Source organism: Blastococcus sp. SYSU D00813 (genome assembly GCF_054050735.1).
The window spans coordinates 22,421-48,229 of the sequence record NZ_JBJGZX010000012.1; the positions used below are offsets into that span (position 1 = coordinate 22,421).

Consider the following 25,809-nt stretch of genomic DNA (forward strand, 5'->3'; position numbering starts at 1 on the left):
GTGCTCACCTGAGCGGTGGCAGCGGCAGCGCCCAGGAGGTCCAGGTCCGGTCGGTGCGGAAGCCGACCCGCTCGTAGAGCCCGAACGCGCCGGTGACGTTCTCGGTGTCGACGTCGAGGGCGGCGCGGGTGCAGCCGGCGTCGGCGGCCGCCCGCAGGGCCGCGGCGATCGCCGCGGTCGCGACGCCGCGGCCGCGGGCGGCGGGGAGGACACCGATCTGCCCCAGCCGGGTCTCGGGCACGCCGGTGGCGCGGGTGTCGGCGTCGTACACGTAGGCCAGCACGTAGCCGACGACGGCGCCGTCGGAGAGCGCGAGCACCGACAGGTCCGGGCGGAACGCGCGCTGCCCGGTGAACCAGGTGCGCCACACGACCGCGTCGCGCTCGACGGAGCCGTGGTGCGCGGTGAACGCCGCGTTGTGCGCCCGGCGCACCTCGTCGTCGCGGTCCGCGGTGAAGGGCACGAGACGCACGCCCGGTCCGGGGCGGACGTCGGGCAGGTCGGTGAGCGGGCGGCGCATCACGGCGTAGTACCGCTCCGCCTCGAACCCGCGGGCGCGGACCAGCCGCTCCAGCGGCGCCATCGTCGGGTGCACGTGCGCGACGAGGCGGGCCGGCGCCGCCGGCTCGTGGCGGGCGTGGTGCTCGCGGCCGTGGCGGACCTGCCAGTCGAGCAGCCGGCCGCCGATGCCCCGGCCACGCCAGTCGGGGTGCACCCGGCCCTCCAGCGACACCCGGAACGCGTCCCGGACGCCGGGCGAGGCGATGGCCGTGGCCCAGCCGACGAGCGCGCCGTCCCCGGCGACCACGGCGACCCCGTCGGCGGCCAGGTCGACCAGCTCCCCGCTCCACCACTCGGCCAGGTCGGCGGCGTCCTCGTGGTCGCCGGTCCGGTCGAGCGGCTCGGCGGCCGCGAGCAGCTGGGCGGCGGCCGGGGCGTCGTCGAGGGTCAGCGGCCGGGTGGCCGTGCCGGCGGTCACCGGAGCGGGACGAACAGGCAGAACGGGTGGCCGGCGGGGTCGGCGTAGACGCGGACGACCTCCTGCGGGTCGTCGTAGCCACCGAGCCGCCGGGCGCCGAGGGACTCGGCGTGGGCGCAGGCCTCCGCCAGGTCCGCGACCTCGAAGTCGAGGTGCTGCTGCATCTGCTGGGTGCCCGGCTCCGGCGGCCAGACCGGCGGCACGTGGTCGCGCTCCAACTGGAACGACAGCCCGGCGCCACCGCCGGCCGGGCGGACGGTGGCCCAGTCCGCGTCGTCGGACCCGATCGGCCAGCCGAGCAGGTCCCGGTAGAAGCGGGCCAGCCCGCGGGGGTCGGGGGTGCCGAGGACGGCGGCGGTGAAGCGGACGGTCGGGGTCACGCCGCGATACTGAACAGCCGCGCGCCGTTGTGCCACAGCACCGCGCGCAGCCACTCCTCCCCCAGCCCGAGCCGGTGCAGCGCCTGCAGCTGGTGGGCGTACGGGTACGGGATCGCCGGGAAGTCGCTGCCGAGCAGCACCTTGTCGCGCAGCGCCGCCAGCCGCGGCAGCTGCGACCGGTCGAAGGGCATCAGCCGCTCGGAGAAGTCGGTGGCGAACATCGTGGTGTCCAGGTGCACCCGCTCGAACCGCTCGGCCAGGTCGAGGAACTCCCGGTACTCGGGCATGCCGAGGTGGGCGATGACCAGCTGCAGTCGGGGGTGGCGGTCCAGCAGGCCGGTCATCGGCTCGGGCCCGGTGTGCTCGCCGGCCAGCGGCCCCGAGCCGCAGTGGATGACCACCGGCGTCCCGGTCTCGGCCAGCCGCCCCCAGACCGGGTCGAGCAGCGGGTCGCGCGGGTCGAAGGCGCCGACCTGCACGTGCACCTTGAACACCGCCACCCCGCGGTCGAGGGCCTCGGCGACGTAGGCCGGCGCCTCGGGCTCGGGGTAGAAGGTGGCCGACCGCAGCACCTGCGGGTGCGCGTCGGCGAACTCGTGCGACCAGTCGTTGAGCCAGGCGGCCATGCCGGGCTTGTGCGGGTACGGCAGCGTGGAGAACGCGCGGACGCCGAGCCGGTCGAGCGTGGCCAGCCGGTCGGCCACCGGGCCGGCGTAGGTGACCGGCCAGGCGGCGCCGTAGTGCTCCTCGGCGGCGGCGAAGTACGCCCACACCTTGGCCTGCACCCGCTCGGGCAGGAAGTGCACGTGCACGTCGACCAGCCCGGGCAGCCCGAGCTCGCGCCAGTACCGGGGGACGTCGGCGTCGCCGGCCGGGGGTGCCACCACGGGAGCCGACCCTAGTTCGCCCCGGGGACGCGGACTGCGGTGAAGGTGACCTCGCGGCGCACGCGGAACCCGAGCGACCCGTACAGCCCGACCGCCGTCTCGTTGTCCGCCGCGCACTGCAGGAAGGCGGTCTCCCCGCGCGCGCGGATGCCGTGCACCAGCGCGCGGACCAGCCGGCTCGCCAGGCCGCGGCCGCGGGCGGCCGGGTCGGTGCAGACGGCGCTGACCTCGGTCCAGCCCGGCGGGTGCAGCCGCTCGCCGGCCATCGCGACCAGGGCGCCCTCGTCGTCCCGGATGCCGAGGTAGGTGCCCAGCTCGACGGTGCGGTGCCGGAAGGGCCCGGGCTGCGTGCGCTCGACCAGGGCGAGCATCTCGGGGACGTCGGCGGCGGTCAGCGGGACGGCGCCGGCGTCGGGGACGGCGTCGACCCCGTCGTCGACCATCTGCACGCCGGTGCCCTCGAACGCCCGCTCCCACCCCGCGGGCGGCGGCGTGGTCAGGCCGGCCAGCTGCACGTACCCGCCCGGGCCGAGCAGCGCGGCGGCGTCGGCCCAGTCGCGCGGGGTCGGCGCCGCCGGCATCCCGACGAAGAACGAGACGTCGGGCGGGTAGCGCAGGACGGCGCCGCGGCGCTCGGCGAACCGGGCGTGCGGGCCGGTCAGCGCCGACCACGCGGGCAGGTCCAGGACGTGCGGGCTCACCGGACGGTGACGACGACCTTGCCCCGCACGTGCCCCTCGGCGACCAGCCGCTGGGCGTCGGCCACCTGCTCGAGCGGGAAGGCCTTGGCGATCGGCACGCGCAGCTGACCGGCGTCGGCCATCCGGCCCAGCTCCTCCAGGTCGTGCCGCTCGGGCCGGACGAAGACGTACCGCCCGCCCAGGTCCCGCACGCCCGGGTCGACCACGCTGGCCAGCCGCCCGCCCTCGCGCAGCTGCCGCGGCGCGTCGGCGAGCGCGTCGCCGCCGACCAGGTCGAGGACGGCGTCGACCGGCTCCGACAGCTGCTCGCTGACCGGTCCGGCCGAGTAGTCGACGCACTCGGCGACCCCGGCCTCGCGCAGGAAGCCGTGGTTGCGCGGGCTGGCGGTCCCGATCACGTGCGCGCCCAGGGCGACGGCGATCTGGACGGCGTTGAAGCCGACCCCGCCCGCGGCCCGGTGCACCAGCACGCGGTCGCCCTCGCCGACCTCGAGGGCCTCCGTCAGCGCCTGGTAGGCGGTGAGCCCGGCCAGCGGCAGCGCCCCTGCCTCGGCGAACGACAGCGACGCCGGCTTGTGCGCCAGGCAGCGCTGCGGCGCCGGCACGAACTCCGCGTTGGTCCCCCACTGGACGTCGTCCCGGCGGACGTAGCCGAACACCTCGTCGCCGGGCGCGAGGTCGACCACCGCGGGCCCGGCCGCCTCGACGACGCCGGCGACGTCCCACCCCGGCACGATCGGGAAGTGGTGCGGGAAGAACGACCGCAGGCCGCCGGCCCGGATGCCCATGTCGACCGGGTTGACCCCAGCGGCGTGCACCCGCACCAGGACGGTGTCGGGGCCGACCGGCGGGTCGGGCAGGTCGTCGCGCAGCGTCAGGACCTCGGGGCCCCCGAACTCGTCGTACGCGATGCCCCTCAACGCCGTCCCTTCACGTAGCGCCCGAAGGCCTTCTGGATCTCTCGGCGCGAGTCGCGCTCGGCGAGGTCGTGCCGCTTGTCGTAGCTCTTCTTGCCCCGCGCGAGCGCGAGGGTGGCCTTGACCTTGCCGTCCTTGAAGTACATGTCCAGCGGGACGAGCGTGAGCCCGCCCTCCTTGGTCTTGCCGATCAGCTTGTCGATCTCGGCGCGGTGCATGAGCACCTTGCGCTTGCGGCGCGGGGCGTGGTTGGTCCACGTGCCCTGCGTGTACTCGGGGATGTGCACGTGCTGCAGCCAGACCTCGCCGTCGTCGATGCTGGCGAAGCCGTCGACCAGCGAGGCACGACCGGCGCGGAGGCTCTTCACCTCGGTGCCGGTGAGCACCAGGCCCACCTCGTAGGTGTCGAGGATCGAGTAGTCGTGCCGCGCCTTCTTGTTCTGGGCGATGAACTTGCGCCCCTGTTCCCGCGGCATCCCCCCAGGTTACCGACGCAGCTGCAGCTCGGTCGGGGCCTGCACCGGGAGGAAGGCCGCCTCCCGCACGCGCCGGGCCGTCGGGCTCCCCGCGCGGTACCCGCTGCCCCCGGCGAGCACCGCCTCGAGCCGGACCGCGTCGGCGGCGACGGCCGTCGCGGCCAGCCGCCCGGCGGTCACGGCGGTGGCGTCGACCGGGGCCGTCCCCGCTCCGGCGGCCCGCGCGACGTCGTCCCGCCGGCCGGTTAGCTGCGCGTGCTCGGCGGCCAGGGGCGTGCCCGGGAGGCGGGACGCGGCGGCGCGGAGCGCGGCGTCGGCCACCCCGAGGGCCAGCGCGGTCTGCAGCCGGAGCATCGTCGGCCGGCACAGCGCGACGAAGTGGGCGAGGTCGTCGTCGAGCACCTGCCCGGCCGGCACGGCGACGCCGTCGAGGACCAGCCCGCCGGTGCCGGTGCCGTTGAGGCCGAGCAGCTCGTAGGGCGGGGTCGGCGCCACCCCCGGGTCGGTGCGGCGGAAGGCGACCACGAGCCGGCCGTCGTCCTCCGTGCGCGCGGGGGCGACCACGAGCGCGTCGTCGAACAGGTTGGACGCCCAGCCGACGCTGCCGCTCACGCGCCAACCGTCCCCGTCGGGGCGGGCGACCAGCGGCACCGGCGGGCCGCCGGCCACGTCGGCGACCGCCGGGGCCAGGGCCGTGGCGCCGGGCAGCTCACCGGCCCGGAGGGCCCCGACGAGGCGGAGGACGCCGGGAGCCGGGCAGCAGCCGAGGTACTCCAGCACCATCCGCTGCGACCACAGGGCGAACGCCGCGGACAGCGACTCCCCGGCCACGGCACGGACGGCCGCCACCCCGGCGGACAGCCCGTCGTCGTCGAGCAGGCCCGCGCCGCCGAACGCGCGCAGCACCGGCCGGACGTCGGCCCGACCGGCGTCGAGGTCCTCGGCGAGGTCGCGGACGAGGGCCAGGTGCGCGGGCGTCGTCATGCGCCCTGCCTACCCGCCCCCACACGCGACCGGAGGGGCGTGCGGGGCTAGAGGCGGACGTACAGGCGCAGGGTCACGTACGCGGCGACCGCGGCGAGGCCGACGCCGGCCGCGGCGATGACCGGGCTGATGAGCGCGATCTGACCCCAGTCGACCGGCGGGATGATCCCGGCCTTGATCGGCCCGGCGAGGGTCTTGTCGACGAACAGCAGCTTGGTGAGCACCAGGCCGCCGATGGCCAGCAGGGCACCGATCAGCCCGGCCAGCGCGGCCTCGAGGATGAACGGCAGCTGGGTGTACCAGCGGGAGGCGCCCACCAGCCGCATGATGTTGGTCTCGTTGCGCCGGTTGAACGCCGCCAGCTGGATCGTGTTGGAGATCAGCAGCAACGCCGCCAGCGCCTGCACCACCGCGACGGCGATCGTGGCGTTGCGCGCCCCGTTGAGCAGGCTGAACAGCCGGTCGAGGAAGTCACCCTCGTCGCGGACCTGGTCGACGCCGTTGGTCCCGTCGGGGAACGCCGCGGCGATGACGTCGTAGCGCTCCGGGTTGACCAGCTCGACGCGGAAGCTCTCCGGCAGCGCGTCGGCCGGGGTGTTCTGCACGAGCTCGGGCTGCTGGCTGAACTGCTGCTGGAAGCGCTCGTACGCGTCCTCCTTGGACTCGTACAGGTAGCTCTTCACCTCGCCGTCGTCCTGCAGCGACTGCAGCTGCGTCTCGACGGCGGTGCGCTGCTCGGGGGTGACGTCGTCGGCCAGGAAGATGGAGACCTGCACCTTGTCGTAGTAGATCTCCTTCATGTCGGAGATCATCCCGGCGATGAGCAGGCCGGTGCCCATGAGGCCGAGCGAGATGGCCGTCGTCAGGATCATCGCGACCGTCATGGTCAGGTTGCGACGCAGCCCGGTGGCCACCTCGGAGAGGACGAAGTTGACGCGCATGGATTCCCTGTCGTGAGGTGCAGGTCGTAGCGGGAGCGACCGTCAGCGGCCGACGCCGTAGACGCCGCGCGACTGGTCGCGGGTGATCTGGCCCCCGTTGAGCTCGATCACGCGCCGGCGCATCGAGTCGACGATGTGGTAGTCGTGCGTCGCCATGATCACCGTGGTGCCGGTGCGGTTGATCCGCTCCAGCAGCAGCATGATCCCCTCGCTGGTCTCCGGGTCGAGGTTGCCGGTGGGCTCGTCGGCGAGCAGCACCAGCGGCCGGTTGACGAACGCGCGCGCGATGGCGACGCGCTGCTGCTCACCACCGGAGAGCTCGCCGGGCAGCCGGTTGGCCTTGCCCTCGAGACCGACCATCTCCAGGACCTCGGGGACGACGCGCTTGATCGTGCGCTGCGGCTTGTTGATCACCTCGAGGGCGAAGGCGACGTTCTGCTCCACGGTGCGGTTGCGCAGCAGCCGGAAGTCCTGGAAGACGCAGCCCATCGTGCGGCGCAGCTTCGGGACGTTCCACTTGCTCATCGTGTTGAGCGTCTTGCCGTTCACGATGACCGTGCCCTTGGTCGGGTCGTCCTCCTTGAGCAGCAGCCGCAGGAAGGTCGACTTGCCCGAACCGGACGACCCGATGAGGAAGACGAACTCCCCCTTGTCGATCTCCGTGGACACGTCATCGAGGGCCGGCCGCGAGCTGGCCGGGTAGATCTTGGTGACGTGTTGCAATTCGATCACGAGGCGCCACGGTACCTGCCCCGGACCCCGTCACCCCCCGTTCGCGCGAGGACGCACCGGAGCGATCTCGCAGACGGTGACGGACGGGATCGGAGTGCCCAGGACGCCGGTCACGCACCGTCGTCGTCGGGCCTCCCCTGTGATCACCGCAACGTCACGCCCGCTCAGGCGGCGGTCTCGGTCTCCTGCTGCTTGCGCCACCGGATGCCGGCCTCGATGAAGGCGTCGATGTCGCCGTCGAGGACGGCGGCGGTGTTGCCGGTCTCCTGCTCGGTGCGCAGGTCCTTGACCATCTGGTACGGGTGCAGCACGTAGGAGCGCATCTGGTTGCCCCAGCTGCTGCCCTCGCCCTTGAGCGCGTCCATCTCGGCCCGCTGCTCGGCCTGGCGGACGGCGAGCAGCCGCGCCTGCAGCACCCGCAGCGCCGCCGCGCGGTTCTGGATCTGGCTCTTCTCGTTCTGGCAGGAGACGACGATGCCGGTCGGCAGGTGGGTGATGCGGACGGCGGAGTCGGTGGTGTTCACGCTCTGCCCGCCGGGCCCCGAGGACCGGAAGACGTCGATGCGCATCTCGTTCTCGGGGATGTCGACGTGGTCGGTCTGCTCGACGACCGGGAGCACCTCGACGCCGGCGAAGGAGGTCTGCCGGCGCCCCTGGTTGTCGAACGGGGAGATCCGCACCAGCCGGTGGGTGCCCTGCTCCACCGAGAGCGTGCCGTAGGCGTAGGGCACCTTGACCGAGAAGGTGGCCGACTTGATGCCCGCCTCCTCGGCGTAGCTGATGTCGAGCACCTCGGTCGGGTACTTGTGCCGCTCGGCCCAGCGCAGGTACATCCGCATGAGCATCTCGGCGAAGTCCGCGGCGTCCACGCCGCCGGCCTCCGAGCGGACGGTCACCAGCGCCTCGCGGGCGTCGTACTCGCCCGACAGCAGCGTGCGCACCTCGAGCTCGTCGATGGTCGCGCGCAGGCTCTCCAGCTCGCGCTGCGCCTCGGCCGCCGTCGCCTCGTCGCCCTCCTCGAGGGCCATCTCGTGCAGCAGGCCGACGTCGTCGAGCCGGCTGCGCAGCTCCTCGACCCGGCGCAGGTCGCCCTGCAGGTAGGACAGCCGCGAGGTGAGCGCCTGGGCGGCCTCGACGTCGTTCCAGAGGTCGGGCGCCGCCGCCTGCTGCTCCAGCTCGGCCACCTCGCGGCGCAGCTTGTCGACGTCGAGCACGGCCTCGATCGACTTGAGGGTCGTGTCGAGCTCGTCCAGGACGACGGAGAAGTCAGCAGCCACGTCTGTCGAGGGTAGTGCGCCCCGGCGCAGGGGTACCGGCGCGGCATGAGCACCCCGCGCCGGGGGCGCTCGCGCGAGGACTACGCGCGCGGCCTCCCCGACCACCACGACCCGACGGCCGGCATCGGCGGGGCCGCGCCGGCGCAGTCGGCGCTCACCCTGCGCCTCGTGCTGGCCGCCTTCGGGCTGGTCTTCTGCCTCGTCGCCGGCGTGCTGTGGCTCGCGGCCGACGTCCCGGCGTGGCCCGGCGTCGTGCTGCTGGTCCTCGCCGCCGTCGCCGCGGTCGACCTCGTGGTGGTCGTCCGGCGCAAGGCGCGCGGCGAGCCCGGCTGACCGCTCAGCGCCCCCTCAGCAGCCGCTGGGCGCCCCGCCGGCGACGGCGAGGACCGAGCCCGGACGCGGCCGCCGGCCGCCGCCACGGGCGGCCATCCAGCCGACGAGCTCGCCCGCCGGCATGGGGCGGGCCAGGTGGTAGCCCTGCGCGTAGGTGCAGCCGAGCTCGGTGGCCAGCGCCAGCTGCTCGGCGGTCTCCACGCCCTCGGCCAGGCTCTGGATGCCGCAGGCGCGCCCCAGCGCCACGACCGCGGCGATCGCGGCCGCCGAGTGCGCGCGCCGGCCCTCCGGGAAGGCGACCAGGCTGCGGTCGATCTTCAGCACGCCGGTGGGGAGGTTGACCAGCTGCCCGAGCGAGGAGAAGCCGCTGCCGAAGTCGTCGATGCTGACCTCGACACCGCGCCGGCGCAGCTCCGCGAGCTGGGTGGCCGCGCACTCCGGGTCCTCGGCCACCGAGGTCTCGGTCAGCTCGCACACGAGGTTGCCCGGCGACATCCCGGCCTCCTCGAGCGCGGAGGTGACGTCGTCGACGAGGGTGCCCGTGGACAGGTGCCGGGCGCTCAGGTTGACGCCGGTGACCAGGTCGAGCCCCTGCCGGCGCCACGCGACGTTCTGCCGGGCCGCCTCGCGCAGCACCCACCGCGTCAGCGGCACCAGCAGGTCGTACTGCTCGGCGACGGGCAGGAACTCGCCGGGCGGCAGCAGGCCGCGCTCGGGGTGCTGCCACCGCACCAGCGCCTCGGCGCCGTTGTACTCGCCGGTGGGCAGGTGGAGGACCGGCTGGTAGTGCAGGACCAGCTCCCCCGCCTCGATGCCGCGCTCGAGCTCCGTCCGCAGGGCCACCTTCCGCTGCGCGGCCAGCTGCAGCGCCGGGGCGAAGACCCGCAGGCTGTTGGGCCCGTCGCCCTTGGCGGCGGCGAGCGCCAGGTCGGCGTCGCGCACCAGGCCGGCCGCGCAGACCGGGGACGGGCCGGCCGGGGCGGTGGCGATGCCGGCGCTGGCGCCGAGCCGGACCGTGTCGCCGGCGATCGTGAACGGCTCGGCCAGCGCCGACCGGCAGCGGTCGGCCAGCACGGCGGCGCCCTCCGGCGGGCAGTCCGGGGACAGGAGCAGGAACTCGTCGCCGCCGAGCCGGCCGACGCGGTCGGTGGCCCGGCCGCACCGCGACAGGCGGGCGGCCACCTGGCGCAGCAGCTCGTCGCCGAACTGGTGGCCCAGGGAGTCGTTGACGTCGGTGAAGCCGTCGACGTCCAGCAGCAGCACCGAGACCGGGCCGCGGCCGGGTGCCTGCAGCGCCGCGTCGACCAGCTCGTGCATCCCCGACCGGTTCGGCAGCGCGGTGAGCAGGTCGTGGCTGCTCACCCAGTCCGTCTCCTGCCGGGCGAGCACCGTGCCGGTCACGTCGGAGTGGGTGACCACGAGGTGTCCGCCGACGTCGACCCGGGTGGCCTCCAGCTGGTACCAGCGGCTGCCCTGAGGGCACCGCATCTCGTACTCGTGCCGGACCGTCGCCCGCTCCCCCCGGGCCAGCGCGCGGAGGCCGCCGACCACCTCGAGGGCGCCCGGTACGTCGGTGAGCTGTGCCGCCAGCGTGAAGTAGTCGGCCCCCACCCCCGCCGGCAGGCGCGGGTCGTCGAGCAGCTCCAGCGCGGCCGCCCACGCGTCGTTGGCGAACAGGACGGTGCCGTCGCGATCCAGCAGCACGGTCGGGACCGGGACGGCCCCGAGGACGGCCGCCACGGCGGGCAACCGGTCGGGAGTGCAGACGTCGGCAGGGAGTCCGAGCAGGTCGGACGGGGACACGGGCACCCCCTCGCACACCGGGCGGGGTCCTCCGCTGGACCCCGGCACCCCCCGGTTTTCGGCACGGTTCCGTCCGCCCTTCAGTCGTCCTCCCCCGCAGGGGTGGACCGGGTCGCGGCCCGCACCCAGGCGAGGTAGCCGGGGGCGCCGCCCACCAGCGGCAGCGCGATGACGCACGGGACGTCGTAGGGGTGGACGGCGGTGACGTGCTCGACGATCGCCGGCACCAGCGCCCGCCGGGTGTGCAGGGCCACCCGCGCCTCGGGCTCGTCGTGCACCTCGCCCTCCCACCGGTAGACCGACCGGATCGCGGCCAGCTGGTGCCCGCAGGCGGCCAGGCGGCGCTCGACCAGGTCGCGGGTGAGGCCGGCCAGCCAGCCGGCGTCCGCGGCGGTGACCACGACCTCGCAGCACTCGTCGTCCACGGGTCCATCGTGACGGGTATGCCCGCGGGCCGGTCCGGGGTAGGGGCCTGCCATGAGCGACGAGATGACGATCCAGCTGGACGGCGAGGAGTACGTGCTGCGCCGGGGGGACGCCGCCCTGCAGGTGGGCCGGCGCGCCGACGGCGACGTGACCTGGCTCGACGACGTGGACACCGGGCTGCTGCCCGAGCCGGCCCGTCAGGCGCTCGAGTCCGGCGACACCGGCAACGAGGCGCTGACCACCGCGCTGCGCGGGATCGTCGAGGCCGAGGTCAAGCGCGGCGGCTGACCCCCGTCGGAGTCGCTCGAGCGCGGTTCCCGCGCTCGAGCGACTCCGCTCAGCGGGTGTGGGCGCCGCTGGAGGTGATGCCCGGGATCCGGCCGGCGCGGAATGCGTCGACGAACAGCCGGTGGTCCTCCTGGGTGCGCCGCGCATAGGAGTGGGCGAAGTCGACCAGGTCGTCGAGCAGCTCCTCGCGGCGGCCGCCGACCATCGCGGTGATGGCCTCCTCGGTCTGGAACGGCACCAGCGTGTGCTCGCTGTCGGCGTCGCCGACGCAGTGCATCTTCGCCGTGGCCCGGCCGAGCTGGCGCAGGACCGGGGCCATCTCCTCGGGCTCGGTGAGGTCGTCCCACTCGAGGTCGACCTCGTAGGGCGACAGCTCCGCGACGACGAAGCCGACGCCGCCGATCTCGGCCCAGCCGAGGAACTGCGAGGCGTTGGCCTGCAGCGCGCGCCGGCTCACCGCCGTCCGGTGGCCCTCGTGCGCGAAGGCGCGGTGCAGCTCGGGGTCGCGCACGACCCGGCTGGGCGCGGCGACGTTGCCCTGCTTGATGGACAGGACGACGTCGTTCTCCAGTGCCTGGTCGTAGCCCTCGAGCAGCACGTTGTAGGCCGGCAGCCCGGCGCTGCCGATGCCGAACCCGCCGGTGCCGACGACGTCCTTCACGTCGAAGGTGACGTCGCGCCGGCGCGGCGGGGGCACCAGCGTGTGCCGGTACTCCTCCAGCGCCTGCAGCACCCGGCCACGCTCGTCGTCGTCCAGCCGGCGGTTGCGGCCGGTGTCGGCGAAGCGCCGCTCGTACCCCTCCACGACGGTCATCCGGTCGAGCAGACCGAGCCGGCTGCGCGCGGTGGTGGCCAGGATCGCGTCGCGCACCGCGCCCTCGGTGTTGTCGCGGGTGAGGGCGAAGGAGCGGTCGTCGTCGGAGCGGGTGAAGGCCTCGACCTGGTCGAGGTAGGCGCTCAGGTAGGTGCGCAGCAGGTCGCCGATGACGTCGTCGCCCAGCGCCTTGCTCCAGGCCAGCAGCGCGAAGCTGGCGGCGAAGCGGCGCAGGTCCCAGCTGACGTGGCCGACGTAGGCCTCGTCGAAGTCGTTGACGTCGAAGACGATCCGCCCCTGGGCGTCCATGTAGGTGCCGAAGTTCTCGGCGTGCAGGTCGCCCTGGATCCACACCCGCGACGTCCGCTCGTCGCACCACCGGTCCTCCAGCTGCGCCATGTCGGCGTAGAAGAGGCAGGCGCTGCCCCGGTAGAACGCGAACGGGTCGGCCGCCATCTTGCGGAACTTCGTCCGGAAGGCGTCCGCGTCGGCGGTCATGAGGTCGGAGAAGGCCTCGACCAGGGTGTCGACGATGAGCTGGGAGCGTTCACCGGCGGTTCCGCCGGACGTGACCCCGAAGGAGGAATCTGGCACGGGGGCACCGTAGGCGGCGGTTAACCTGCGGGACAGTCGTTGCAGTACGGAACTCCGCGGGGGTGGGCGGTGACGGGAGCGGGCACGGTGCGCCGCGTGGCCACGGGCGTCGCCGGCGTGGGCGGCGGCCTGGGCGTCACCCTCGGCGGGCTGTTCGTCCTGCTCCGCGGCGAGGCGAAGCTCGCCCGGCGCGCGATCGCCGCCCGCACCACCAAGCAGCTGCCGCCCTCGGGCAACGGCGTCTACGGACGTGGCCGGGGCAAGCCGCTCGTGCTCGCCGTCCTCGGCGACTCCACGGGCGTCGGGCTCGGCGTGCACCGGGCCGCCGAGACACCCGGCGTCCTGCTGGCCGCCGCCCTGGCCGAGCTGGCCGAGCGGCCGGTGCGGCTGGTCAACTTCGCCGTCTCCGGCGCCGAGTCCCGGGAGCTGCCCGAGCAGGTGGAGAAGGCCCTGGCCGAGCAGCCCGACGCCGTGCTCATCATGATCGGCGCCAACGACGTCACCACCCGCACCCGGCCGGCGGTCTCGGTCGCGTACCAGGCCGACGCGGTGCGCCGGTTCCGGGCCATCGGCGCCGAGGTCGTCGTGGCCACCTGCCCCGACCTGGGCACCATCCGGCCGATCGCGCAGCCGCTGCGCACCTTCGCCCGCCACTGGAGCCGGCAGATGGCCGCGGCGCAGACGGTCGGCGTCGTCGAGGCCGGGGGCCGCACCGTCTCCCTCGGCTCGATCCTCGGGCCGACCTTCGCCCGCGACCGCACGATGTTCGGCGCGGACGAGTTCCACCCCAGCGCCGACGGCTACGCCGCCGCGGCCGCGGTGATCCTGCCGGCCCTGGCCGACGCGCTGGGGGTCTGGCCCGCCGCGGCCGACCGGGGCCTGCGCAAGCTGCGCCGCGACACCGTCCGCCCGGTCGAGCGCGCCGCCGCCCGGGCCGCCGACCGCCCCGGCACCGAGGTGCAGCCGACCCAGGTCCGCGGCTCCGACACCGGTCCGCGCGGCCCGTGGGCGCGGCTGCGCCGCCGCCGTCCGCCGGAGCTGCCGACGCCCCAGGAGGCCGAGGACGCCGAGCAGGTCCCGACGGCCTGACGGGCCGTGGGAGCCCGGTCCGCTACCCGGGGGTAGTTTCGCGGTGACCGCACCGCCCCCTCGCCGTGGAGGACCCATGCCCGAAGCCGTCATCGTCGCCACCGCGCGCTCGCCCATCGGACGGGCGTTCAAGGGGTCCCTCAAGGACCTGCGGCCCGACGACCTGACCGCCACGATCGTCCGTGCGGCGCTGGACAAGGTCCCGGCGCTGGACCCGGCCGACATCGACGACCTGATCCTCGGCTGCGGCCTGCCCGGTGGCGAGCAGGGCCACAACATGGGCCGCGTGGTCAGCGTCCTGCTCGGCATGGACCACCTGCCGGGGACGACGATCACCCGCTACTGCTCCTCGTCGCTGCAGACCACCCGGATGGCGATGCACGCCATCCGGGCCGGCGAGGGCGACGTCTTCATCTCCGCCGGCGTGGAGACCGTGTCGCGGTTCGTCAAGGGCAACAGCGACTCGCTGCCCGACACCGAGAACCCGCTGTTCGACGAGGCCAAGGCCCGCGTGGCGAAGGTCGCCGAGAGCGGCGCCGACTCGTGGACCGACCCGCGGGAGAACGGTCAGGTCCCCGAGGTCTACATCGCCATGGGCCAGACCGCGGAGAACCTGGCGCTGTACAAGGACGTCTCGCGCGCGGACATGGACGAGTTCGCCCTGCGCAGCCAGACCCTGTACGCCCAGGCCGCCGCCGAGGGCTTCTGGGAGCGGGAGATCACCCCGGTGACGACGCCGGACGGCACCGTCGTCAGCACGGACGACAGCCCCCGCGCCGGCACCACCCTCGAGGGGCTGCAGGGCCTCAAGCCGGTGTTCCGGCCCGACGGCCGCGCCACCGCGGGCAACTCCTGCCCGCTCAACGACGGCGCCGCCGCCGTGGTGGTCATGAGCGACACCAAGGCCCGCGACCTCGGCCTCACCCCGCTGGCGCGCGTGGTCTCCACCGCGGTCACCGGGCTGTCGCCGGAGATCATGGGCTACGGCCCCGTCGACGCCTCGAAGCTGGCGCTCCAGCGGGCCGGCATGACCATCGACGACATCGACCTCGTCGAGATCAACGAGGCGTTCGCCGCCCAGGTCATCCCGAGCTACCGGGACCTCGACATCGACATCGACAAGCTGAACGTGCACGGCGGGGCGATCGCCGTCGGCCACCCGTTCGGCATGACCGGCGCCCGCATCACCGGCACGCTGATCAACGGCCTGCAGACCAAGGACAAGACCTTCGGCCTGGAGACCATGTGCGTCGGCGGCGGCATGGGCATGGCGATGGTGCTCGAGCGCCTCTCCTGAAGGAGGACCCCGCTGCCCCCCACGCCTCGCACGCGCAGGCGGAGGGCCCCTGCAGCGAGGCCGTACGACGACGGCCCGGCTCCCCGCGCGGGAGCCGGGCCGTCGCGCGTCCGGGACCGGTGCCGCTCAGCGGGTCCGGTAGCGGGCGTAGCGAACCCCGCTGTCGAAGGCCCGCTGCTCGACCAGGTCGAGTTCGAGGCGCACCCCGTCGGGGAAGAACCGCGTGCCGCCGCCGACCACGGTCGAGGTCGTGAACAGGTGGTACTCGTCGACCAGGCCGGCCGCGATCGCCTGGGCGGCGAGGGCCGGTCCGTCGACGGTCAGGTCGTGCTCGGACTCCGCCTTGAGCCGCCGGACGGCGTCGGGGTCGAAGGTGCGCTCGAGGCGGGTGCGCTCGCTGGACACCGACTCCAGCGTCGTCGAGTAGACGACCTTGTCGGCGGCCTGCCAGCTCCGGGCGTACTCCACGACGTGCGGCGGCGCGCCGGGCTCCAGGTGCGCGGTCTCCCAGAAGACCATCGTCTCGTACATCCGCCGGCCGTAGAGGTACGTGCGGACGGAGCGGTAGGTCTCGTCGATGAAGGTGTGCACCTCCGCGTCCTCGGCCGGCCCGGTGCCCAGGTCGCCCTCGGCCGCCTCGGTGTAGCCGTCGAGCGAGGTGACCATCCCGTAGATGAGCTTGCCCATGTGTCTCCTCCCGGTCCGAGCGCGTGGTGGTGTCCGGGGGCTGTGACCCGCGCGGGAGGCCGAACTCATCGGCAGGCCGGCCTGCTCGTCCCGCCGTCCCCGCACAGCACAGTGGCCCGGCCCCCTCGCGGGGACCGGGCCACTGCCGGACGGGAGCCGGCGTCAGCCGGCCGGCGTCAGTTGTCCTGCAGGTAGGACAGCAGCCGCAGGATCTCCAGGTACAGCCAGACGACCGTGACGAGCAGGCCGAAGGCGATGTACCAGGCGAACTTCGCGGGGGCGCCGCGGCGGATCGCCTCGTCGGCCATGTCGAAGTCCAGCAGCAGCGAGAACGCCGCGACGCCGATGACGACGATGCTGAACAGGATGGCGATCGGGCCGCCGTCGCGCAGACCCAGGGCGTCGCCGCCGACGAAGAGGCTGACGACCAGGTTGACCAGGATCAGCGCCAGGACACCGAACATCGCGCCGACGATCCAGCGGGTCAGCTTCGGGGTGACCCGGATGGCGCCGGTCTTGTAGACGACGAGCATGCCGGCGAAGACACCGAAGGTGCCGATCACCGCCTGCATCACGATGCCGGGGTAGACCTGGTTGAACGCCTCGCTGATGGCGCCGAGGGCGACACCGTAGAGCGCGCCGTAGGCCAGCGTGGCGCCGGCGTTGGCGATCTGCTTGAACGAGATCACCAGGCCGAGCACGAGGGCGACGAGCACCGCCGGCAGGGCCAGGCCGAAGGCGACGTCCTGGGGCAGCAGCGCCCAGGTGACGGCGGCCGAGAGGACGGTGACGAGGAACGACAGACCCGTCTTCTGGACGACGTCGTCCATCGTCATGTAACGGGTGGTGGTGCGCGCGTACGGGGACGGCGCGGAGTACGGGCTCTGGGTCGGTGCGCCGTACGGCTGGGGCGCGCCCCAGTTCCCGTACTGCTGGCCCGCCGCGCCGTTGGTGGCGTTGGCGAAGCCCCGACCGAAGGCCGGGTTGGAGCTGGGCATCGTCATCTCCTCGAGGTGACTGGCGGTCGTGGGGTCAACGGTCCTGCACCCCACTCGATCTGTCCAACGCCGGACGGGCGTGGCGCGTTCCTGACCTGGCGAAGTCCCCTCGGGCGGGTGGCCCGGGTCATCGGGTCAGCGGGTCAGCGCGAGGCAGATCCAGCACAGCGGCCACTCGTCGGCGCCGTCGTCGGGCCACGCCCAGTCCCGGGGGTCCAGCAGCGCCACCGGCGCCATGCACAGTGCCCGCCCCTCGACGAGGCCGTCGGAGGTGACCGCGTGCAGCCGGCCCGTCGGCATCCGCACGGACTCCCCCGACCAGTCCCGCCACCCGACCCCGTCGGCGCCCACGGTCCACAGGCCTGCGTGGGCCTCTCCCCGGCTCGTCGTCACCTCGGCCTCCCGGTACGCGCTCGGCCGCGGCACGGCCTCGGCCCCATTCCCGCACCGCCGGTCGCGGGACGACAACACCCGGTACGCCGCGTCCTCGCGGAGCGGACGGCCGCCGCGCGATCCGGACACCGGTCGGGCGCCGGGCGCGGCAGCCGGCGGCGGCCGCCGTCTGGTATAGCGGAGGGAGCGGGGTGACACGGCCGGCCCGGTCCGTACGGACCGGGATGCCCAGGGAGGGGCGACGATGCGCACCGACGGCGTCGAGCGGTTCGAGGTGGCCACGCGCGACGTCGTGCGGGCCCACGAGTCCATCCGCGACACCTTCGCCGGCCACCGCCTGGTCATCCGCGGCAGCACCGAGCGCTTCACCTACCGGCAGACGACGGCCAGGGCCGGCGACCTCGCCGTCGACACGCTGCACCACACCATGGGGGTCCAGGAGGACGTCGACCCCGTCGGCGAGACGTGGGTCGCCCTGCTCGCCGGGGGCCGGTTGCGGGTGGCGCACGCCCGCGAGGACGCCCACGCCACGCCGGGTGACGTGGTGCTCTTCCCGCAGGGGCGGCGCTTCACCTGCGAGTGGCAGGTGATGCGCCTGCAGGTACTGCGGGTCCCGACCCGCGAGATCGCCCGCCGGGCCGCGGCCCGGTCCGGCACCGACCCGGCCGACTTCCGCTTCGAGAGCATGCGGCCGCTGTCGCCCGGGCTGGGCCGGTACTGCGGCGACACGCTCCGCTACGTGCACTCGCTGTTCCGCGGGGACACCCCGGCGATCTCCGAGCCGCTCGTCCTCGCCGGCGCCGTCGACACCGCGGCGGCGGCCGTCCTCGCCGCCTTCCCCAGCACCGGGACGACGGCCGGCCACACCGGGGACGGCGGCGGGGCGCATCCGGCGGCGGTCCGCCGGAGCACGGACTTCATCGACGCGCACGCCGGCGAGCCGCTCACCCTGGCCGACATCGCCGAGGCCTCCGGCATCGGGTCCCGGGCCCTGCAGGAGGCGTTCCGCCGCCACCTCGACGAGACCCCCACCGGCTACCTGCGCCGCGTGCGGCTGGAGCGGGCGCACCGGGAGCTCCTGGCCGCCGATCCCGGGTCGGGCGTCACGGTCGCGTCGGTCGCCGCGCGCTGGGGCTTCGCCCACCCGGGCCGCTTCGCCGGCCTCTACCAGCAGTCGTACGGCCGGTCACCGCAGCAGACGCTGCGCGGCTGACGACGGTGCCCCCGGTGGGGTTCGAACCCACACTCGGACCCTTTTAAGGGGCCTGCCTCTGCCGGTTGGGCTACGGGGGCGTGCCGGGAACGCTAGCCGCCGGCCGCCACCTCGGTCGCCCGTGCGAGGACGGCGTCGAGCATCGGCTCGGTGAGCTTGCCGGTGAAGGTGTTCTGCTGGCTCACGTGGTAGCTGCCCAGCAGGGTCAGCGGTCCGCGCGGCCCCTCGAGGGCGACCTCGACGCCGTGCCCGAACGCCGGTCGCGGCCGGGGCAGCACGTAGCCGGCGGCAGCGAGCACCGGCCACAGCGCCGTCCACCCGAAGCCGCCGAGCACGACGACCACCCGCAGGCGCGGCAGCAGCGCCAGCTCGCGGGCCAGCCACGGGGAGCAGGTGTCGCGCTCCTCGGGGGTGGGGGCGTTGGCCGGCGGCGCGCAGCGCACGGCGGCGGCGACCCGCACGTCGGTCAGCTCCAGGCCGTCCCCGACGTGGGTGGAGGTGGGCTGGTTGGCCAGCCCGGCGCGCCACAGCGCGGCGAAGATCCAGTCGCCGCTGCGGTCGCCGGTGAACACGCGGCCGGTGCGGTTGCCGCCGTGCGCCGCCGGGGCGAGCCCGACGACGGCGATGCGGGCGTCGGCCGGGCCCAGCCCGGGCACCGGCCGCCCCCAGTAGTCCTCGTCGCGGAAGGACGCCCGCTTCACCCGGGCCACCTCCTCGCGCCAGGCGACCAGCCGCGGGCAGGCCCGGCAGCCGGAGACCCGGGCGTCGAGGACGGCGAGCTCGCGTGCCCCGCGGGCCGAGCGGACGACCCCGGCGGGGGTGCGGGTCACCGGGAACCCGGCCACGTCGTCGGAGAGCACGGCCCAGTGTGACCGCCGGGCCGAATTCCCTCCTTGTGGGGTCGGCCGCGGCCGCCGGGCTCCCTACGCTCGGACCGGTCAGCGCCCCGTCCGGACGGACGGCGTCGCAGGAGCCGGCGAGAGGTGGACAGTGAGCGCAGCGGTGAGCGCGTCGGTCGAGGAGCCCGTGGCGGCCGACCCCGCGCCGTCGTCCGCCCCACGGGTGGTGGTCGTCGCCGACCACGCCGGGCTCGACCGCCTCGCCGCCGCCTGGGACGACCTGTGGCGCCGGACCCCGGCGGCCACCGCGTTCCAGGCGCACGCGTGGAGCAGCGCCTGGGCGCGCGCCTACGTGCCGGACGGCCGGCTGGCCGTGGTCACCGTCTGGGACGGCGGCACGATGGTCGCCGCCGCGCCGCTGTACCGGCTGCGCCGCGGCCCCGTGCCCACGCTCGCGCCGCTGGGCGGGCCGCTCGCCGACTCCACCGACGTCCTGCTCGACCCGCAGGTGCCCGACGCCGGCCCCCGGCTGGTTCGCGCGTTGCTCGGGGTCCCCGGGTGGCGGGTCCTCGACCTGCCCGAGGTGCTGCCGGGCTCGGCGGCGCAGGCGTGGGCGCAGGCCTGGCCGGGCCGCGCCCGCCGGGCGCCGTCGTCGCTGAACCTGCAGCTCCCGGTGCTCCCGCAGGCCGAGGTCCTCGGCCGCCTCCCCTCCCGGACGGCGGGGACGCTGCGCCGGAAGCTCAAGAAGATCGACAAGCTCGGCGTCGAGCGCGTCGAGCTGACCGCCGCCGACGTCCCCGCCGCCGTCAACCGGCTCATCCGCCTGCACGAGGCCCAGTGGGCCGGCCGGCGCGGCAACCCCGAGCACCTCACCGAGCGCTTCCGGGCGTTCCTCGCCGAGGCCGTCGGCGCGATGGTCGACCGCGGTCAGGCGGTGTTCGTCGAGTACCGGCTCGAGGGCCGGACCCTGGCCGGCGAGGTCGACCTGGTCGGGCACCGGCAGCTGGCCTACTACCTCGCCGGGATCGACCCCGCGCTGCGCGAGCACGTCGACACGTCGGTGCTGCTCGTCGGCGGGGCGCTCGAGGCGGCCGGGCGGCTGGGGCTGCCCGAGTACTCGTTCCTGCGCGGCGACGAGGACTACAAGCTGCGCTGGCGTCCCGAGCACGTGACCGCCGAGCGGTTCGTCCTGGCACGGCCGGGCCTGCTCGGCTCCGGCGGCTACCTGCCCGCGACCGCCGCCACCACCGCCGTCCTCGCCCTCGCCCGCCGCGCGCTGAGCGGGCGGGCCCGCGAGGTCGCCCGGTCGGCGATGCACCGCGTCCGGGAGGCGCGCGCCTCCCGCTGACCGGTCAGCCGCGGGCGAGCTGGATCGCGATGCCGTCGAGGATGTCGTGCTCGCTGACGACGACGGAGTCGATCGCGAAGGCGTCCATGATCACGCGCAGCACGAGCGCGCCGCCGCCGATCACGTCGACCCGGCCCGGGTGCATGACCGCCTGCGCCGCCCGCCGCTGCCGGCTGGCGGTGAGCAGCCCGGCCGTGACCGAGCGGACGGCGGACACCGGGATGCGCGAGCCGTGGATGGCGTCGGCGTCGTACTCGGGCAGGCCGAGCGCGAGCGCGGCCACGGTGGTCACCGAGCCGGCCAGCCCGACGAGGGTGGCGGCCTCGGCCACGGGGACGTCGGCGACGACCTCGGCCAGGGCGGCCCGCACGTCGGCCTCGGTGCGCTGGATCTCGTCCGCGGTCGGCGGGTCGCCGTGCAGGTGCCGCTCGGTCAGCCGCACGCAGCCGACGTCCACCGACCGCGCGGCCCGCACGCCGCTGCTGTCGCCGAGCACGAACTCCGTCGAGCCGCCGCCGATGTCGACGACCAGGTAGGGCGGCTCGGGTGCCGCACCCCCGTGGGCGGCCACGGCGGCGTCGAGCGAGGCCGTGGCGCCGAGGAAGGACAGGTGCGCCTCCTCGGAACCGGGGACGACGTCGGGCAGCTGGCCCAGCGTCGCCTGCACCATCTGCTCGAAGTCGGCGCGGTTGGCGGCGTCCCGGCTGGCGCTCGTGGCGACCATCCGCACCGCCGTCGCCCCGAGCTCGCGGGCCTGGGCGGTGTACTCGGCGAGCACCCGGCGGGTGCGCTCGATCGCCGCCTCCGACAGCCGGCCGGTGGCGTCCACGCCCTCGCCGAGCCGGACGACCTCCATCCGCCGCAGCAGGTCGGTGTGCGCGCCGCGCTCGGGCACGTCGGCGACCAGCAGGCGGATGGAGTTGGTGCCGCAGTCGATGGCCGCGACCCGTGTCATGCGTCCTCCTCGGGGAGGGCGCAGGGCCCCTTCGCCCACCACTCCCCCATCTCGGCGACGGCGCGGTCGCCGACGGGGTTGACGCCGGGGCCGGCGGCCAGGCTGTGCCCGGCCAGCGCGTGCAGGCACTTGACCCGGTCGGGCATGCCCCCGGCGGTGTTGCGGGTCTCCAGCACCGGCTCGCCGGGACGGGCGGCGGCGTCCCGGGCGGCCAGGTAGGCCTCGTGGGCGGCGCGGTAGCCGGCCGCGAGCTCCGGGTCGGTGCCGAGGTCGTCCTGCCACTGCCGCATCCGGCCGCCGGACTCCAGCCGGCTCGCGGCGGCGTTGGCCCGGGGGCAGGTCAGGTAGTACAGCGTGGGGAACGGGGTGCCGTCCTCCAGCCGCGGGGAGGTCTCGACGACGTCGGGCTGCCCGCACGGGCAGCGGTGCGCCACCGCGACCAGCGCGCGCGGCGGCCGGCCGAGCTGCCGGGCGACGACTTCCCGGTCGGCCGGGGTCACCGGCTCGCGCACCGGCCCGCCGGGGCCGCCGGGGCCGCCGGGGCCGCCGCTCACGGCGTGGCCACGTCGTCGGCCGTGGCCACCGAGCCCATCAGCGCGTCGTACCACGTCCGCGGCCCGGTCTCGGGCGCCTCGGGGACCGTGCCGGCGTCACCCTCGGCGTCCTCCTCGTCGACGACGCGGATCAGCCGGTCCCCCTCCGCCACGTAGAAGAACCGCTCCCGGGCCTCGCGGGCGAGCACCACGGGGTCGCCGAGCTCGGCCAGGCGGGCCTCCTGCTCGGCGATCCGCTCGTCCAGCCCCGCCCCCTCGGCGGCCAGCTCGGCCAGCTCGGCCCGGCCGGCCAGGTACTGCTGGAACGGCCCGGCCAGGGTCAGCGCGAGCAGCAGCACGAGCCCGACGAGCAGCACGGCCCGGCCGGTGAACAGCGGGCGGCGCGCCCGGCCGGCGGCCGCCGTCGTCCGCGGCGTCCGGCGGCCGGCACGCCGCGGCTCGGGGCGGCTGCCGGCGCCGGGGACCCGCCCGGTCGGCACCGGACGGGACGCCGCGTGCGCCAGCGGCCGCCCGGTGCTCCCCCGCCGGGGACCGCGCCGGTCACCGCGGCGGTCCCGCTGCCCGGCCACGTCAGGCGCGCGCCGCCAGCCGCGGGAAGGCCGAGGCGCCGGCGTAGCGGGCGGCGTCGTCCAGCTCCTCCTCGATGCGCAGCAGCTGGTTGTACTTGGCGACGCGCTCGCTGCGGGCGGGGGCGCCGGTCTTGATCTGGCCGCAGTCGGTGGCGACGGCGAGGTCGGCGATCGTGGTGTCCTCGGTCTCGCCGGAGCGGTGGCTCATCATGCAGCGGTAGCCGTTGCGGTGCGCCAGGTTCACCGCGTCGAGCGTCTCGGTGAGCGTGCCGATCTGGTTGACCTTCACCAGCAGCGCGTTGGCCGCCTCGCGCTCGATGCCGTCGGCGAGGCGGGCGGGGTTGGTGACGAACAGGTCGTCGCCGACCAGCTGCACGCGCTGGCCGAGGGCGGCGGTCAGGGCGATCCAGCCGTCCCAGTCCTCCTCGGACAGCGGGTCCTCGATCGAGACGATCGGGTAGGCGTCGACGAGCTCGCGGTAGTAGTCGGTGAGGTACTCCGCCGAGCGGGTCTGGCCCTCGAAGTCGTACCCGCCGTCGGCGTGGAACTCGGTGGCGGCGACGTCGAGCGCGAACGCGATGTCGGTGCCCACCGAGTACCCGGCCTTCTCCACCGCCTCGGCGATGAGGTCCAGGGCCGCGCGGTTGTTCGGCAGGTCGGGGGCGAAGCCGCCCTCGTCGCCGAGACCGGTGGACAGCCCGCGGCCCTTCAGCACCGACTTCAGCGCGTGGTAGGTCTCGGTGCCCACGGCCAGCGCCTCGGCGAAGGTCGCCGCGCCGATCGGGGCGATCATGAACTCCTGCACGTCGACGTTGCTGTCGGCGTGGGCGCCGCCGTTGAGGATGTTCATCATCGGCACCGGCAGCAGGTGCGCCGAGGGGCCGCCGACGTAGCGGAACAGCGGCAGGCTCGCCGAGTCCGCCGCCGCCCGCGCCACCGCGAGGCTGACGCCGAGGATCGCGTTGGCGCCCAGCCGGGACTTGTCGGGCGTGCCGTCGAGGTCGAGCAGCCGCTGGTCGACCAGGCGCTGCTCGCTGGCCTCGTAGCCGACGAGCTCGGGGCCGATGACGTCGAGGACGCCGTCGACGGCCTGGGTCACGCCCTTGCCGCCGTAGCGCTCACCGCCGTCGCGCAGCTCCACCGCCTCGAAGGCGCCCGTGGAGGCGCCGCTGGGGACCGCCGCGCGGGCGATCGTCCCGTCGTCGAGGGCGACCTCGACCTCCACGGTGGGGTTTCCGCGCGAGTCGAGGATCTCCCGCGCGCCGACGGCGTCGATGCTGGCCACGGGGGCAGCCTAACGAGCCCCGGCCGCCGCGCTCGCGCCCCTCGCCGGGGGGGCGGGCGGGTCAGCTGCGGGCGCGCTCCTCGGCGGCGGCGTCGAGCTCCCCGGCGTAGCGGCGCACGGCCTCGCGCAGCGCGTCCTCGACGTCCCACCCGCGGGCCTCGGCGGCGGCCACAACGGCGAGCAGCCGCTCCCCCAGCTCCTCCGGGCTCTGCGCGGCCAGCTCCGCCGGCTCCGGCGTCGGCAGGTCCACCCGGCCGGCCCGGCGCACCAGCGCGGCGCCCCACGAGGCGGCCGGCTGCGAGCGGGAGACCCCCTCGGTCGGCGAGCGGCGCTGCTTCTCCGCCTTCTTGATCTCCTCCCAGCCCGCCTCGACCTGCGCGACGTCCCGCGGCCCGGCGTCACCGAACACGTGCGGGTGCCGGCGGACCAGCTTGTCGACCAGCTCACCGGCGACGTCGTCCACGTCGAACCGGCGCCCGGGCCCGGCCTCGGCGGCGACCCGGGCGTGGAAGACCACCTGCAGCAGCACGTCGCCGAGCTCCTCGCGCATGGCCACGGGGTCGTCGTCGACGATCGCGTCGTAGGCCTCGTGCGCCTCCTCGAGCAGGTACCCGCGCAGCGAGGAGTGGGTCTGCTCGGCGTCCCAGGGGCAGCCGCCGGGCGAGCGCAGCCGGTCCATGACGGTGACGACGTCGAGCAGCCGCGCGCCGGCGGGTTCGGGTGCGCCGGTCACCACGGGCGCGTCGTCGGTCGGCTCACCGGCCGGGACCAGGCAGACGACGTCGCCGGGCAGCGCGCGGGCAGCGGCCAGGTCGGGGACGTCGGCGACCGCCAGGCCCTCGGCCCGCAGCGCCTCGGCCGTCGCGGCGGCACCGGGGACGGCGGCCAGCGGGCGGCCGCCGGAGACCGCGCGCCAGCCGGCGGGGCCGAGCAGCCCGGGCAGCCGCGGGCTGGTGGTGACGACGAGCACGAGCGGCACCTCAGCCCTCGCCGTCCACCGGGGGCAGGGCGGCCTCGTCGGCGTCCTCGGCGGTCTCGTCGAGCAGCTGCACCACGCCGCCCTCGGCCGGCACGACCGAGCCCTCCCGGTAGCTGCCGAACCGCGGGTTGACCGAGATGTCGAGGTCCTCGGCCACCGCGAGCACGAGCTGCGACCCGGCGTCCTGCGCCTCGGCCCGGGACTGCTCGCCGAGCGCGAAGGCGACGTCCTCGAACGCCGGGACGTAGACGACGGTCACGCCGCCGAGCCCGGGGACGGCCTGGGAGAACACCGTGCCCTCGGCCGCCGCCAGCAGGGGCGCCGCCAGGTCCGGGGGCAGCTGGTCCGGGCCGATCTGGTCGACCTGCGGCAGCGTCGCCTGCCCCTGGTACTGGCCGGCCAGCGACTGGTAGGTCGACGGGTCGGCCTGCAGCTGGGCCACGACCGCGTCGGCGGTGGCCTGGTCGGCCACGGTGATGATCCCGAGCGGCCGCGGCTCCTGGGAGGTCAGCAGCGCCGTGTACTGCGACCGCAGGGCCGCCTGGTCGGGCTCCTCGGCCTCGCCCGCGGCGTAGGCGACACCCTCGACCACCAGCTGCTGGGTGATGCTGGCGTCGACGTCCTCGCGGGAGAAGCCCTGGGTCGCCAGCTGCGCGTAGGCGTCCTCGGGGTCCCCGCCGCCCAGCAGCGCCGAGATCCGCTCGCGCACCTCGGCGTCCCCGACCTCGACGCCGTAGCGCTGCGCCGCGGCCGCGAACACCCGCTCGTTGACCAGGTCGGTGAGCACCTCGCGGGTGTAGCCGCCGACGTCGTCCCCGACCGCCTCGGCCTGGGCCGGGTCGGCGAGCCGGTCGTCGACCGCGCCCTGCAGCGCGTCGACGGTGATCCGGTCGTCGCCGACGTAGGCCGCGACGTTGGGCGAGGTCCGGCACCCGGTGAGGGCGAGCCCGGCGATCAGGCCCAGGGCGAGGACGGCGGCCGGTCGACGCGTGCGCACGCCGCGAGACTCCCACACCTCGTGGAGCGGGCCCGGCAGGCGGAGTCGCTCGGGTGCGGTTCCCGCACCCGAGC

Annotated in this window: 29 protein-coding genes and 1 tRNA gene; 6 read left to right on the top strand and 24 right to left on the bottom strand. The window is 75.2% G+C overall.

All coding sequences use genetic code 11. From position 1 onward, the window contains the following. Positions 1–4: 4 nt before the first annotated feature. From ACI8AX_RS10685 to prfB, 10 genes are all read right to left on the bottom strand, one after another. Entirely contained in the window at positions 5–979 is a 975-nt protein-coding gene (locus ACI8AX_RS10685) for an N-acetyltransferase family protein (RefSeq protein WP_456549786.1), read from the bottom strand. Then, entirely contained in the window at positions 976–1,359 is a 384-nt protein-coding gene (locus ACI8AX_RS10690) for a VOC family protein (RefSeq protein ID WP_456549787.1), read from the bottom strand. Before ACI8AX_RS10690 ends, ACI8AX_RS10685 begins: the two co-directional genes overlap by 4 nt. Beyond that, a complete protein-coding gene (locus ACI8AX_RS10695; protein ID WP_456549788.1) occupies positions 1,356–2,246 on the bottom strand; it encodes an amidohydrolase family protein in 891 nt (296 codons plus the stop codon). The genes ACI8AX_RS10690 and ACI8AX_RS10695 overlap by 4 nt, the downstream gene beginning before the upstream one ends. 11 nt (positions 2,247–2,257) lie before the next feature. After that, positions 2,258–2,947 carry a GNAT family N-acetyltransferase gene (locus tag ACI8AX_RS10700; protein ID WP_456549789.1) on the bottom strand — a complete coding sequence of 230 codons (690 nt, stop codon included), beginning with the start codon at positions 2,945–2,947 and terminating at the stop codon, positions 2,258–2,260. After that, on the bottom strand, positions 2,944–3,867 hold the full coding sequence (locus tag ACI8AX_RS10705) for an NADP-dependent oxidoreductase (RefSeq protein ID WP_456549790.1): 924 nt from the start codon (positions 3,865–3,867) through the stop codon (positions 2,944–2,946). The genes ACI8AX_RS10700 and ACI8AX_RS10705 overlap by 4 nt, the downstream gene beginning before the upstream one ends. Then, a complete protein-coding gene (gene smpB / locus ACI8AX_RS10710) occupies positions 3,864–4,340 on the bottom strand; it encodes an SsrA-binding protein SmpB (RefSeq protein ID WP_456549791.1) in 477 nt (158 codons plus the stop codon). The genes ACI8AX_RS10705 and smpB overlap by 4 nt, the downstream gene beginning before the upstream one ends. 9 nt (positions 4,341–4,349) lie before the next feature. Continuing rightward, positions 4,350–5,324 carry a hypothetical protein gene (locus ACI8AX_RS10715; RefSeq protein ID WP_456549792.1) on the bottom strand — a complete coding sequence of 325 codons (975 nt, stop codon included), beginning with the start codon at positions 5,322–5,324 and terminating at the stop codon, positions 4,350–4,352. A gap of 47 nt (positions 5,325–5,371) precedes the next feature. Then, positions 5,372–6,265, bottom strand: coding sequence for a permease-like cell division protein FtsX (ftsX, locus tag ACI8AX_RS10720; RefSeq protein WP_456549793.1), 894 nt, complete (start codon positions 6,263–6,265; stop codon positions 5,372–5,374). A 42-nt stretch (positions 6,266–6,307) separates the two neighbouring features. Continuing rightward, entirely contained in the window at positions 6,308–6,997 is a 690-nt protein-coding gene (gene ftsE / locus ACI8AX_RS10725; protein WP_456549794.1) for a cell division ATP-binding protein FtsE, read from the bottom strand. A 164-nt stretch (positions 6,998–7,161) separates the two neighbouring features. Beyond that, the gene (gene prfB / locus ACI8AX_RS10730; RefSeq protein WP_456549795.1) at positions 7,162–8,274 is read right to left on the bottom strand and encodes a peptide chain release factor 2; all 1,113 of its coding nucleotides are present in this window, start codon (positions 8,272–8,274) and stop codon (positions 7,162–7,164) included. Positions 8,275–8,319: 45 nt separating this feature from the next. Here prfB and ACI8AX_RS10735 point away from each other — a divergent pair, with 45 nt between their 5' ends. Next, complete coding sequence (locus ACI8AX_RS10735; RefSeq protein ID WP_456549796.1) at positions 8,320–8,607, top strand: DUF6343 family protein; 288 nt, start codon at positions 8,320–8,322, stop codon at positions 8,605–8,607. Between the two features lie 15 nt (positions 8,608–8,622). On the opposite strand, the gene ACI8AX_RS10740 is transcribed toward ACI8AX_RS10735, so the two are convergent. After that, positions 8,623–10,311, bottom strand: coding sequence for a putative bifunctional diguanylate cyclase/phosphodiesterase (locus ACI8AX_RS10740; RefSeq protein ID WP_456549797.1), 1,689 nt, complete (start codon positions 10,309–10,311; stop codon positions 8,623–8,625). 179 nt (positions 10,312–10,490) lie between these two features. After that, positions 10,491–10,835: a divalent-cation tolerance protein CutA gene (cutA, locus tag ACI8AX_RS10745; protein ID WP_456549798.1), complete on the bottom strand. Its 345-nt coding sequence runs from the start codon at positions 10,833–10,835 to the stop codon at positions 10,491–10,493. Between the two features lie 52 nt (positions 10,836–10,887). Between cutA and ACI8AX_RS10750 the strand changes: the two genes are divergently transcribed. Next, positions 10,888–11,124, top strand: coding sequence for a hypothetical protein (locus tag ACI8AX_RS10750; RefSeq protein ID WP_456549799.1), 237 nt, complete (start codon positions 10,888–10,890; stop codon positions 11,122–11,124). 49 nt (positions 11,125–11,173) lie between these two features. Here the strand turns inward: ACI8AX_RS10750 and ACI8AX_RS10755 are convergent, their stop codons facing one another. Further along, positions 11,174–12,532 (bottom strand): DUF2252 domain-containing protein, encoded by a 1,359-nt coding sequence (locus tag ACI8AX_RS10755; RefSeq protein WP_456549800.1) that lies wholly within the window; start codon positions 12,530–12,532, stop codon positions 11,174–11,176. A 96-nt stretch (positions 12,533–12,628) separates the two neighbouring features. Here ACI8AX_RS10755 and ACI8AX_RS10760 point away from each other — a divergent pair, with 96 nt between their 5' ends. Continuing rightward, positions 12,629–13,621: an SGNH/GDSL hydrolase family protein gene (locus tag ACI8AX_RS10760; protein ID WP_456549801.1), complete on the top strand. Its 993-nt coding sequence runs from the start codon at positions 12,629–12,631 to the stop codon at positions 13,619–13,621. Between the two features lie 76 nt (positions 13,622–13,697). Then, entirely contained in the window at positions 13,698–14,918 is a 1,221-nt protein-coding gene (locus ACI8AX_RS10765) for an acetyl-CoA C-acetyltransferase (protein WP_456549802.1), read from the top strand. A 126-nt stretch (positions 14,919–15,044) separates the two neighbouring features. On the opposite strand, the gene ACI8AX_RS10770 is transcribed toward ACI8AX_RS10765, so the two are convergent. The 3 genes from ACI8AX_RS10770 to ACI8AX_RS10780 form a co-directional block, all read right to left on the bottom strand. Continuing rightward, positions 15,045–15,605, bottom strand: a complete 561-nt coding sequence (locus ACI8AX_RS10770) for a dihydrofolate reductase family protein (RefSeq protein ID WP_456549803.1) — start codon at positions 15,603–15,605, stop codon at positions 15,045–15,047. 176 nt (positions 15,606–15,781) lie between these two features. Continuing rightward, on the bottom strand, positions 15,782–16,603 hold the full coding sequence (locus tag ACI8AX_RS10775) for a Bax inhibitor-1/YccA family protein (protein ID WP_456549804.1): 822 nt from the start codon (positions 16,601–16,603) through the stop codon (positions 15,782–15,784). Positions 16,604–16,738: 135 nt separating this feature from the next. After that, on the bottom strand, positions 16,739–16,996 hold the full coding sequence (locus ACI8AX_RS10780) for a hypothetical protein (RefSeq protein WP_456549805.1): 258 nt from the start codon (positions 16,994–16,996) through the stop codon (positions 16,739–16,741). A gap of 244 nt (positions 16,997–17,240) precedes the next feature. On the opposite strand from ACI8AX_RS10780, the gene ACI8AX_RS10785 reads away from it, so the two are divergent. Further along, positions 17,241–18,209, top strand: a complete 969-nt coding sequence (locus tag ACI8AX_RS10785) for an AraC family transcriptional regulator (RefSeq protein ID WP_456549806.1) — start codon at positions 17,241–17,243, stop codon at positions 18,207–18,209. Positions 18,210–18,215: 6 nt separating this feature from the next. Here the strand turns inward: ACI8AX_RS10785 and ACI8AX_RS10790 are convergent. Next, a tRNA-Leu gene (locus tag ACI8AX_RS10790) sits at positions 18,216–18,289 on the bottom strand. 12 nt (positions 18,290–18,301) lie between these two features. Beyond that, positions 18,302–19,069, bottom strand: a complete 768-nt coding sequence (locus ACI8AX_RS10795; RefSeq protein WP_456549807.1) for a uracil-DNA glycosylase — start codon at positions 19,067–19,069, stop codon at positions 18,302–18,304. 130 nt (positions 19,070–19,199) lie between these two features. On the opposite strand from ACI8AX_RS10795, the gene ACI8AX_RS10800 reads away from it, so the two are divergent. After that, entirely contained in the window at positions 19,200–20,396 is a 1,197-nt protein-coding gene (locus ACI8AX_RS10800; protein WP_456549808.1) for a GNAT family N-acetyltransferase, read from the top strand. A 4-nt stretch (positions 20,397–20,400) separates the two neighbouring features. Here ACI8AX_RS10800 and ACI8AX_RS10805 read toward each other — a convergent pair whose 3' ends face one another. The 6 genes from ACI8AX_RS10805 to ACI8AX_RS10830 all read right to left on the bottom strand — a co-directional run bounded on the left by ACI8AX_RS10805 (position 20,401) and on the right by ACI8AX_RS10830 (position 25,735). Then, positions 20,401–21,351: a Ppx/GppA phosphatase family protein gene (locus tag ACI8AX_RS10805; protein WP_456549809.1), complete on the bottom strand. Its 951-nt coding sequence runs from the start codon at positions 21,349–21,351 to the stop codon at positions 20,401–20,403. Beyond that, positions 21,348–21,905, bottom strand: coding sequence for a DUF501 domain-containing protein (locus ACI8AX_RS10810; RefSeq protein ID WP_456549810.1), 558 nt, complete (start codon positions 21,903–21,905; stop codon positions 21,348–21,350). Before ACI8AX_RS10810 ends, ACI8AX_RS10805 begins: the two co-directional genes overlap by 4 nt. Beyond that, entirely contained in the window at positions 21,902–22,384 is a 483-nt protein-coding gene (locus ACI8AX_RS10815; protein WP_456549811.1) for a septum formation initiator family protein, read from the bottom strand. The genes ACI8AX_RS10810 and ACI8AX_RS10815 overlap by 4 nt, the downstream gene beginning before the upstream one ends. 91 nt (positions 22,385–22,475) lie before the next feature. Next, positions 22,476–23,759, bottom strand: coding sequence for a phosphopyruvate hydratase (gene eno / locus ACI8AX_RS10820; protein WP_456549812.1), 1,284 nt, complete (start codon positions 23,757–23,759; stop codon positions 22,476–22,478). 61 nt (positions 23,760–23,820) lie between these two features. Next, positions 23,821–24,729, bottom strand: a complete 909-nt coding sequence (locus ACI8AX_RS10825; protein WP_456549813.1) for a MazG family protein — start codon at positions 24,727–24,729, stop codon at positions 23,821–23,823. Positions 24,730–24,739: 10 nt separating this feature from the next. Then, positions 24,740–25,735, bottom strand: coding sequence for a SurA N-terminal domain-containing protein (locus tag ACI8AX_RS10830; protein WP_456549814.1), 996 nt, complete (start codon positions 25,733–25,735; stop codon positions 24,740–24,742). Positions 25,736–25,809 lie beyond the last annotated feature (74 nt).